This window comes from Oceaniferula marina, from assembly GCF_013391475.1.
Classification (GTDB): Bacteria; Verrucomicrobiota; Verrucomicrobiia; order Verrucomicrobiales; family Akkermansiaceae; genus Oceaniferula; species Oceaniferula marina.
In genome coordinates this window covers 1-2,062 of the sequence record NZ_JACBAZ010000038.1, presented here as the reverse complement: position 1 = coordinate 2,062, position 2,062 = coordinate 1, and the positions used below count along the sequence as shown (strand labels likewise).

Sequence of the window (2,062 nt, the reverse complement as noted above, 5' to 3'; positions counted from 1 at the left end):
CTTTTTCTCGTTGATATGAGATTTTTTCGGATCGAACTCAAAATCCATAGAGGTATATTAATGGTATATTTTCGGATTTCAAGAAGAGAAGTGATTTTTTTGCAGAACGTAAAGCACACCGGCCGCGATGTGCCAGTTGCTCCAATTTATAACTTTCCATCCTGTAAACCAGCAGAAAAACCTGGCCAGTCAGCTACTAGCGGTCGGGTGCTGCGACTTGTTGGGCTTGTTGTTTTTTATCAACCTTGAGGAACTATACCTCATGTAATTTGAGTAAAGGGGTTCCTCTAATGCACACACCCCATTCGATGCGTGTTCCACAGCCACAGCGAAAGTTCTGAATTACCGCAAACTTAGTTTCGTTACAAATGTGATCTACGGTTTCATCCAGAGGGCAATCACCTCCGATGTAGATCAAATTATGATTCCGTAATTCTAGTAGCAATAAGTCGAAGATCTGTGACCAATTTGAATGGCTCATTGACCTATTAAATTTCTGACAAATATCACACGACATGAGATCTTTATTTTTTGCCCAACGTAAAGCTCACCGGCGGAGAGTGGCGGGATACTTTATCTATGTGTTAATGGTTTAAACTACCAGAAAACCTGGCTGCGCAGCTACTCTCCGTCGGGTGCAGCGACTTGTTATGCTTGATTTTTGTATGTAGTCTCGATGGTAGGAAGGCATGGAGAAAGATGCGGATCATCCATCTCTGAACAGACTCCATGAGCATATCGATATACACGAAAACAATTATCGTATTCTGGATGCTCGTCATCCCAAACATGCAGAAGTCCGAAACTTGCAGGGAACTCCGCCGAGGACCACCGAAGCAGATCGATGACCTGCTCGTTCCTATGGTTGCGAATTCCGTGGACGGTCAAAACGATCATCCCATTACCACCACGCTTAATCTCGAAAATCGAAATTGAGTCCGATACTGAGTCGATACGTTTTCGAATCGCAGCAATAGCGTCATCCTCTATCTGGAGAACATCTGCTCCGCATAAAGAATCGTTCTCCATAAATTCAATTTGAAGCCAGCCGTGGAAGGTCATATTTTTTGCATAACGTAAAGCACACCGGCAGCGATCAGGCGCCAATATGCGAAATATAGATACAATGTCGTCAAACGGTTGCCAGTCGCAAACTCGACAGCTACTAGCTGTCGGGTGCTGCGACTTGTTCTGCTTGAATTTTTATTGCATCGATAAAAGACGATTTTTGAAATTCAGTCGTAAAAGCCCTAAGAGGTATGGTGCAAAGCCCTCGTCCCCCAAATCGAACTTCGAGATAACCATCTACTTCTGAAATATCAGAACAGTGCATTAGCTTAAAGGTTATGTCTGTATCTAAACTTCTACATGTTAATGATTCGTCATCCAGCAGATATGTCGTCGTATACGGGAACTTATCTCCAATCTCACGATCCATGTGTTTAGTAATACGCTTCGTGACTGAGTCTTTATGTGTAAGAGCCACAGTTACGATTCCTAAAACTAAACCTAAGGCCACGTAATAGATGTTAACTTCGCCGAATATAAGCTTTGAAATCGCACAAACAAACAGAGCCGCAAAAAAACCAGACCAAAGGCATCCGGCTATCAATTGCTTCTTATATGTTTCGCTACCGATGAAATGCCTTATTTGAGGACGACAGGCATCTTTAAGCGTTGATTCATATTCGAGTTCCATTTTTTTTGCAGAACGTAAAGCACACCGGCAGCGATCAGGCGTCGGCATACGAATTATAGATACAATGTCGTAAAAGGGTTACCTGTCGCAAACTCGACAGCTACTAGCTGTCGGGTGCTGCGACTTGTTCTGCCGATTAGTTCCCCCCGCTTTTCTGGTTGCTTTCAAGAGCGACTCGGAATCAACCTTTCTTGCTCACAGTTCATGAAACGTGACACCCGAATTCGTGTGCCTTACAAGGAAAGCCGATGAATAACCTGAGTAATCAAACTTATGGTTTCATCCTTCGAGCCGATTCAGAATTATCAACCTTTCTGGAAGTGCTGAGTTTTTTTGCAGAACGTAAAGCACACCGGCAGCGAT

3 protein-coding genes are annotated in these 2,062 nt (G+C 43.5%); 1 reads left to right on the top strand and 2 read right to left on the bottom strand.

The window, feature by feature from the left end; translation table 11 throughout:
* A partial coding sequence (locus HW115_RS19890; protein ID WP_227021686.1) for a hypothetical protein occupies nucleotides 1-249 on the top strand: 249 nt, incomplete at its 5' end.
* Nucleotides 250-648: 399 nt separating this feature from the next.
* On the opposite strand, the gene HW115_RS19350 is transcribed toward HW115_RS19890, so the two are convergent.
* A complete protein-coding gene (locus tag HW115_RS19350; protein WP_178935272.1) occupies nucleotides 649-1,062 on the bottom strand; it encodes an Imm7 family immunity protein in 414 nt (137 codons plus the stop codon).
* A 103-nt stretch (nucleotides 1,063-1,165) separates the two neighbouring features.
* Nucleotides 1,166-1,699, bottom strand: a complete 534-nt coding sequence (locus HW115_RS19345) for a hypothetical protein (RefSeq protein WP_178935270.1) — start codon at nucleotides 1,697-1,699, stop codon at nucleotides 1,166-1,168.
* Nucleotides 1,700-2,062 lie beyond the last annotated feature (363 nt).

Excerpts from the sequence above, each read along its gene's own strand:
- HW115_RS19345 (WP_178935270.1), bottom strand. The coding sequence starts at position 1,699 with ATGGAACTCGAATATGAATCAACGCTTAAAGATGCCTGTCGTCCTCAA.
- HW115_RS19350 (WP_178935272.1), bottom strand. The coding sequence starts at position 1,062 with ATGACCTTCCACGGCTGGCTTCAAATTGAATTTATGGAGAACGATTCT.